The organism is uncultured Draconibacterium sp. (assembly GCF_913060805.1).
Lineage (GTDB): Bacteria > Bacteroidota > Bacteroidia > Bacteroidales > Prolixibacteraceae > Draconibacterium.
On the sequence record NZ_CAJXTC010000070.1, the window covers coordinates 1 to 6,823 of the forward strand.

Sequence of the window (6,823 nt, forward strand, 5' to 3'; positions counted from 1 at the left end):
CTGGCCTGTTTACGCTCCAGGTCGGTTTGTACTTTTTTCAAAGCATCCTCATAACCTTTCGAGTACTCGTTCTCGCGCTGCTGCATTTGCTTTCCCTTTTTTTCAATAGCTTTCACACCCCGATATAGCATATAAGACAAGCCGCCATCGAGAACCATTGAAAGGATCAGTAAATTTTTATCAGAGCGTATTAAATCCTTTGAAGCAGGGGACGCCTGAACAGATGTTCCGTCAGGCATCGTAACCTTTTTTCCTTCCTTATACCGGCGTTTCTGCTCTTCGGTTAACGGCATTCCGTTTATTTCCTCAATTTGTTTTACATACTCCTGCGGCAAGCTAACAAAGCTTTTTGTTTCATGATCGTATTCGTAAATAACAGAACGTTCCTTTTTTTTCGACTGCTCAATTGGTTTTATACTCCAACCCAAGCGTTCGGCTTCTATCCAGTTGCCCTTTTTATCCTGGGTTTTAACCAGTTCTTTCCCGGTAACAGATAGTTGCACCTGGTCACCGATTTCATGTCTGGAGCTTTCAAGGGCACTTTTCAAGCCTATTCCCCAGACAAATTTCTTTTCGCCATTTTGCTTTTCAAGCTCAATATAGTAGCTCTCTTTATTGCCTTCATCAAATTCAAAAGGAGCCTCACCATGCGACACAATCTTACCGTAGGCCGCAGTAGTTTTGGAATAAACACCTCCTTTAGCAAATGCCTGATTTTCTTCCGGCGATAAATCCGGGTGTTGTTTCAAATCCTTATAAATTGGATGGATAAACAAACCTGCAGAACCATCCGGTTTTCTTCTCAATGACAGTTTTGCATCAAGAGAAACCTTATTGTCATTTTCAATTTTGACGTTGTTGAGCTGAACGAATTGGGTAATATTTCCCGAAAGTAAATGTTCCAGCTGAGTACTATCCAATTTTAAGTTCTTTCCATCGTGCAAACCAAGGGCTTGCATATCATCTACCGGTATTTCTTCTCGTTTAAATTTTGTCATAACATTAACGTTTAAGTGGTTTATTTGAAATCGATTTATTGATTTGCTCAAGCTTGGCATCCATCAGGGAATTATAAAGCAAATCGGAAGGGGAAAGCGTTGTCAGTCTTCCGGTTTTTGTATTGGTAACCTGTACTTTCCGGTTGGGTAAGAGCCCCGTAATTTCAAAGCTTTTACCTTCAAGTTCAATCTTGTCATTCATCATAAACGAATGACAGTTTTTCTTTTCCAGCATATTCAAGATGTTTATAATATTTTGTAAGCGTTGCAAGAAATTGGAGTGGGTTAACAGGCTTTCCGGCCTTTGTAACCTCAAAATGCAGATGCTCTCCCGTACTAAGTCCGCTGCTTCCTGTTATTCCAATTGCTTGTCCCGGTTCAACCCATTCGGCCTTGTGAACAAAGGTCTGAGACAGGTGGGCATATAAGCACTCATACTGCTTACCCAAAAAGATGTTAATACGCTTTCCGTAACCGGGCGACTCTGTTTTTTGAGTAATGATACCTGCAAGAATAGCAAACACCGTATCATTACGCGCCCGGAAGTCGATACCGGAATGAAACATTTGAGATTTCAGAATTGGATGAAACCGGTATCCAAATCCGGAAGTAACAGCCAGGTGACGTAATGGAGGAGAAAACAGCACAGACCCGCGAGTATCATTCGTGGCAGCATAGACACCCAATGTATCAGAAACCGATTGTAAAAGCGGAATAGTATCGGCCCCGATCTTTGGTATTTCAGTTTTAGAATCAACCACCTGAATTGTTTTAAACTGCCGTTCTTTCGATACAGAGTTAAAATTCTGAGGCTTTACAATAAATGGGCAACAAAGGGAAAAAGACAAAAACAGGAGAAGTTTCATGAGGTATACATTAAGTCGTTAACTACCATTTCAACCTCTTTGTTAATCTTCTCGTAATTCCGAAGCAGGAACTTGTCTTTATCACCTTTAAAATGGTAGTAAACCGGCATTTCAGGATAGTTTTCTTCTTCGGTTTTTATGGCTTTCATATCCAGGTTGATTTTGCAGTTAATTGCAGAAGGGACATAACCTTTTCCCAAATCTGTTTTGTCGTCTGCATCTCGTGCAATCATGCCAATCATGTGCCCTGTTTTCAGAGAAGCAATTTTCCCTGCAGGGATAAGTGCATCCAGCCGCTCGGTCATACCGATTGTTGCCCTGGCATGATCGACATTCAGGCTATTACCGGTTTGTTTTATTTTACCGACCATTCTTTCCAACCATTCCAATGTCCCTTTATCCCGGACAGAACCGGAAAGAACATTTCCGATTACTGATGTAATTGTTTCGGCTGTTTCCCGGCCATATTGTTGTTTAAACTGGGGAAGTTCCTGTAATCCCAGGAGAACTGCGACTTTATTGCTTCGTGCCGTGGCAATCAGGTTCTCAATCCGATGAATAAAGAGCGTTGGAACTTCATCAGCAATGATTGAGGTAGGCAGATTTCCTTTATCATTTATCAGACGGGTAATCCGATTAATGACAAGTGCATAAAGCGCCGAATTAATACTTTGTGTTGATGGATTGTTCGCCAGAATTAGAATAGAAGGGTTCGACGGATCAGATATTTTCAGGTTAAAATCATTTTTTGAAAATACCCAGAATGATTCTTTTGTGGCCAGGCGTGAAAGAAAGATTTTTAACGTACCAATCTGACCTTCCAGCTGATCGAATGCCTTTTTATTAAAGGCACTCATAAATGGAGACAGCAGACTGGTCAATTCGGGATTCGTGAGGAGAACCGTAAAGATCTCTTCATACGAATGGTTAAGAAACGCCATGATGTGTGGTAAACTGGAGTACTTTCCATCGTTATGCTTCGCCCAAAAGTAAACACTACAAGCAAGAAAGTTGACACCGGATTGAGTAAAAAACTGATCAGCCCCACCGGTCTTATCCCCTTTCTTCAGTGCTTCAATTAATGCTTCTGATATTTCCTGGGCAGCAGCTAAGGTTTGAACATATTGTGGAGCCAACGGATTTATCCGGCAGCTTCTGGAAATATCATCAATGTTGATAACATGAAACTGGTAATTCTTTAGTCTTCCTTTTCTCTTTTGTAAGAGGTAATTGTAATAGGCAATTTTCCCAAGATCAGGGTATTTGAAATCATAAAGGCACATGGTAAAACCTTTTCGTATAAATTCCCGGATTGCAGGATTAATAACGCCAAAGCTTTTCCCTGAACCAGGTGTGCCAATTACAAAAGTCCCTCTAAAAGGATTGATATTTATAAATCCCTTATGCACTTTCCCCTTGAAATAAAATACCATTGGGATATTTAAAGAGGTTGGGGTTTCCAGTTTGGTCTTATCCTGCATAAAAGATTCTCCTTCGATGTTCCACTTATCCTTTCCCAGGCCTGATTTGACCATTTTAGAAACATTGTCAACAGCCGTATTGGTAATAATTGCACCAAAAAAAGAAAGGAAAATATAAGCGGCACCATACCAGTTTGTATGAGGAAAGACTTGCTTAAGGCTTAAATCCCCGGCTTTGGGCAATAAAAAAGGACTGGTAAAAATTAATACCAGTCCTAAAGCCAGCGGAATAAAGATCTGAGTTTTGGGATTCAGTTCAATATTCTTTTTGGCTTTTGTCCCTATCCCCACAAGTAGAATTACGATCACCGTCAGCAGCTTGGTATAAATTGGGTTATCGAAAAGAGGTATCATCTTAAGCCTTTCGAACAAAAGCATCAGTTGGTGCCAGATTGATTCAGTAAATAGCACGTTAAGGATTACATCTAACACCACAATACTATACAGAGCCATTTGCATAAAGCTGTATAGCTTTTGCAGTTCACGACTTTCTTCCATAACTCATCTTAAAGTGAAATCCGAAACCCAAATTCAGCAGACACACGCCAATGATTGCGCGCCCAGAAGTAGTAGCCGCTGGTATTCGAAATGATTAAATCGAAACCAGGTGCAAGGGATTGTAAAAACTCGATCCCTCCAAGGGCTGAAAGTATAAAATCAGAGTTGTCTGTCCCGATGTGTGAACCAAGTCTGAACTTAAAAGTTGTATTCCGGCTTCTTGCCAGTACTGGCTTATAGAACATTCCAACTAACAGATTGTCATAAGATTTCTGATCTGCCTTGTAGTAGGAAAAGGATAGCTCTGCAGAGTTATGATACTTCGTATTTAAATCAACCCCAACGGTACCAGTCCAGGCACTTTCGTACAAGGGACCTGCTTTCAACATTAAATAAGTGCATCCTTCCTGTGACCTTGCATTACTGAAAGCTGTGATGAATAAGATAAGAATGAATACTGTTTTTTTCATGGTCTGTACTTTGAGGATTTTACAAGGTATCGGCGTGAAGTAAATCACGGTAATCAATATTTAACTCAATCGTTCTGCCGGAAATTTGCTTCTCATCAAGCTTAATGGTGAAAACTTTGTTTCCCGGGAAAGTAAACTTTTGAAAAACAAAGACATTTCTGTAACGCTTTCTGAAATAGCTGTTGTTATACAGTGAAAAGACTGGCCGGACTTCCAGATCCTGTACATTCGTTGCTTTGGTAATGCGTTTATCGCGGATGGTGAAACGAAACTGATCAACATCGTATTTAATCCGTGTACGGTTTCGAAATGAAACATCGATAAAAACGTAGTCCCCAACGGCATAAATATTATTTAAAGTCGCTTTCATTCCTAAAGCTTTACTCATCACATTATTAAATGCCGGTCTTCTGCCAATAACAATATCTCGTGAGATTTCTCTCATATCCCGGAATGTCATTGTTATCTCCGGGAATTCCAGTGGGCTCATATGTTTGGGAAGAATATCAATGCGGGTTGTGGTGGATGGAGAAAGATCATCCGGGACATATTTCAGGTTGAACTGTGCAATAAACGATTGTCCGATAATCGTAACTACCGTTTCATCAACCTGACTTGCAATTGAATCAGAAAGCACTTTAACGCGGAGCACATTGTCAACCGGAATATCCCCAACAATAGCATCAGTAGAGATGTCAGCAAATTGAATGGGTTCCGGCGAAATAAAATGAACAGAAATCCCGGTAGTTATTGAAATAACCGGTAAATTTTCTTTGGGTATATCTGTAGCATTGACAATGAAGCAGATGAAGAAAAGTGAAATTGAAAAATATAGTGTTTTCATTATTTGTATTGGTTATTTAGTTCTTGACTATCGATTAGAAAAATATGGGTGGAATTTTTAATTTTTGCCTTGTTCTTACGAATAGCTTTGGCAATAGCCTGGGAAGTAGATTGAAACATACTGCCGACACCGGACATAAGAAGATCGTTGGCACCATCACCTGTTGAAACATTTACTCCTTGTAATGTCTGAGTTCCCAGATCTTTAGTAAAATCCCTGAATGCAGACTCTGGTACATACAGACCTTTTAATCCGTCAATGTCGTATACATCGAGGTTAATTTGATATATATTACCGTTAAGCATTACTGTACTGATATTTAATGAAACCCGTTGAGCGGAGAAACCATTTATGAGAGCATATAAGCAAGTCCCTTTTTCTATTAGTTGATCAGAAACTGTAATATCTTCCAATAAACGAATCCGTATCCGAGAACCGGCATAACCGGTTATATCTTCATCAATTATCGCCTTAATGAACGATTTATCCTTTGTCGGCTTTAGCGTGTTAAATTCACTGCTCACATTGTTTGCAGCTTCCACTTGAGACTTTTTTTCCAAAAACTCCAACCGTTGTTTATCGAGAGCCTCCTGTATTGCAATTCGTTTTTGTTCTTCTATAAATTCCGGATTGCTGGCATTCTGGAAACTGTCAATTAACGCCATTTGCTGACGCATTGTTTCCATTGGGTCTTTTTCTGGTGGAGGGATTGGAGCGTCATCTGGACTGGGATTGATATTCTGCTGATTGGCAGAATTGATCAAATCCAAAAGTGCCTGATCTGATTCACTAAGCGGTTCCGGTTTATAATGATTTTCGGGACCTATTTCGATATCTGGTGTGTAGAGCTGGCTTTTTAATACTGCTTCCAGGCTGTCGAGTCGTCTTTTTTCCTGAATGGAATATAGGTCTTCAAATGTATCAGCTTCCTGCTTTTCGTATGAAAGGCTTTGGATGGCCGTATAGCCTTCAGCATTCCTGTAATTTTCGCGGTATGTAGTTAGTTTATCCTTTAAGTTTGATTCCACAACCTGTTGTGAGGGATCAGATAAGCGCCCCTGTAGCCCTTCGGCGACAACAACTTTTTCTTTCTTTGTATTAAGCCCAAGCGAATTATAGACGTAAAACATCAGAAAGATGAATGGGAAAACAAATAGCGGATAGATGTATTTCTTTTGATTAAATTTTACCTTCATAGTTACTCATTATTTAAGTCTTTGTACAATATTTCCAGCTCCTCAAATATCTTCTCTATTTGAATGCTATCGGCCAGGCTGAGCTTTTCTTTACTAAGCAGAGAATCTATTTGGGATTCGAGCTTCTTACACTTTTGGTAATGGTCATAGTGAATGGTTCCTTGTGAAAAATCATCTCTAATCACCGAAAAACCATCTTTCAGTTCCTGTGTAAAACCATTAACTCCCTGTTTGCGATTATTGGTTATTTGGAGCACACTGACAGATGTAGAAATCACAATACAAAGAACCAGGATCATTGACATTACATAAAATGCCTTTTTCGGGTGTTTCTCCCAGTATTCCAGTTTAAAAATTGTTTTTAGCTTCATTTTTTAAGTCTTTATTTTCTATTGTTTTCCACCGCTCAATCAATACGCCATGAGGATTATTCTGACTGCGCGGAACATCCTTTAAATATCCTTCTGTTA

Annotated in this window: 8 protein-coding genes; all 8 read right to left on the minus strand. The window is 39.6% G+C overall.

The window, feature by feature from the left end; genetic code table 11:
- On the minus strand, positions 1-998 hold a 998-nt coding region (locus QZ576_RS22245; protein ID WP_297101723.1), incomplete at its 3' end, for a DUF4099 domain-containing protein.
- A 4-nt stretch (positions 999-1,002) separates the two neighbouring features.
- Positions 1,003-1,203: a hypothetical protein gene (locus QZ576_RS22250; RefSeq protein WP_297101725.1), complete on the minus strand. Its 201-nt coding sequence runs from the start codon at positions 1,201-1,203 to the stop codon at positions 1,003-1,005.
- Complete coding sequence (locus QZ576_RS22255; protein ID WP_297101727.1) at positions 1,193-1,864, minus strand: M23 family metallopeptidase; 672 nt, start codon at positions 1,862-1,864, stop codon at positions 1,193-1,195. Before QZ576_RS22255 ends, QZ576_RS22250 begins: the two co-directional genes overlap by 11 nt.
- The gene (locus QZ576_RS22260; protein ID WP_297101729.1) at positions 1,861-3,843 is read right to left on the minus strand and encodes a type IV secretion system DNA-binding domain-containing protein; all 1,983 of its coding nucleotides are present in this window, start codon (positions 3,841-3,843) and stop codon (positions 1,861-1,863) included. Before QZ576_RS22260 ends, QZ576_RS22255 begins: the two co-directional genes overlap by 4 nt.
- A gap of 8 nt (positions 3,844-3,851) precedes the next feature.
- Positions 3,852-4,313 carry a hypothetical protein gene (locus QZ576_RS22265; RefSeq protein WP_297101732.1) on the minus strand — a complete coding sequence of 154 codons (462 nt, stop codon included), beginning with the start codon at positions 4,311-4,313 and terminating at the stop codon, positions 3,852-3,854.
- Between the two features lie 19 nt (positions 4,314-4,332).
- Positions 4,333-5,157 carry a conjugative transposon protein TraN gene (gene traN, locus QZ576_RS22270; protein ID WP_297101734.1) on the minus strand — a complete coding sequence of 275 codons (825 nt, stop codon included), beginning with the start codon at positions 5,155-5,157 and terminating at the stop codon, positions 4,333-4,335.
- Positions 5,157-6,353 carry a conjugative transposon protein TraM gene (traM, locus tag QZ576_RS22275; RefSeq protein WP_297101736.1) on the minus strand — a complete coding sequence of 399 codons (1,197 nt, stop codon included), beginning with the start codon at positions 6,351-6,353 and terminating at the stop codon, positions 5,157-5,159. Before traM ends, traN begins: the two co-directional genes overlap by 1 nt.
- Before the next feature lie 2 nt (positions 6,354-6,355).
- On the minus strand, positions 6,356-6,724 hold the full coding sequence (locus QZ576_RS22280) for a hypothetical protein (protein ID WP_297101738.1): 369 nt from the start codon (positions 6,722-6,724) through the stop codon (positions 6,356-6,358).
- Positions 6,725-6,823: the final 99 nt, after the last annotated feature.

Bases quoted from the DNA above. Each gene is read 5' to 3' on its own strand.
- traN (WP_297101734.1), bottom strand. From the start codon at position 5,157: ATGAAAACACTATATTTTTCAATTTCACTTTTCTTCATCTGCTTCATT.
- QZ576_RS22265 (WP_297101732.1), bottom strand. From the start codon at position 4,313: ATGAAAAAAACAGTATTCATTCTTATCTTATTCATCACAGCTTTCAGT.
- QZ576_RS22260 (WP_297101729.1), bottom strand. From the start codon at position 3,843: ATGGAAGAAAGTCGTGAACTGCAAAAGCTATACAGCTTTATGCAAATG.
- traM (WP_297101736.1), bottom strand. From the start codon at position 6,353: ATGAAGGTAAAATTTAATCAAAAGAAATACATCTATCCGCTATTTGTT.
- QZ576_RS22255 (WP_297101727.1), bottom strand. From the start codon at position 1,864: ATGAAACTTCTCCTGTTTTTGTCTTTTTCCCTTTGTTGCCCATTTATT.
- QZ576_RS22280 (WP_297101738.1), bottom strand. From the start codon at position 6,724: ATGAAGCTAAAAACAATTTTTAAACTGGAATACTGGGAGAAACACCCG.
- QZ576_RS22250 (WP_297101725.1), bottom strand. From the start codon at position 1,203: ATGATGAATGACAAGATTGAACTTGAAGGTAAAAGCTTTGAAATTACG.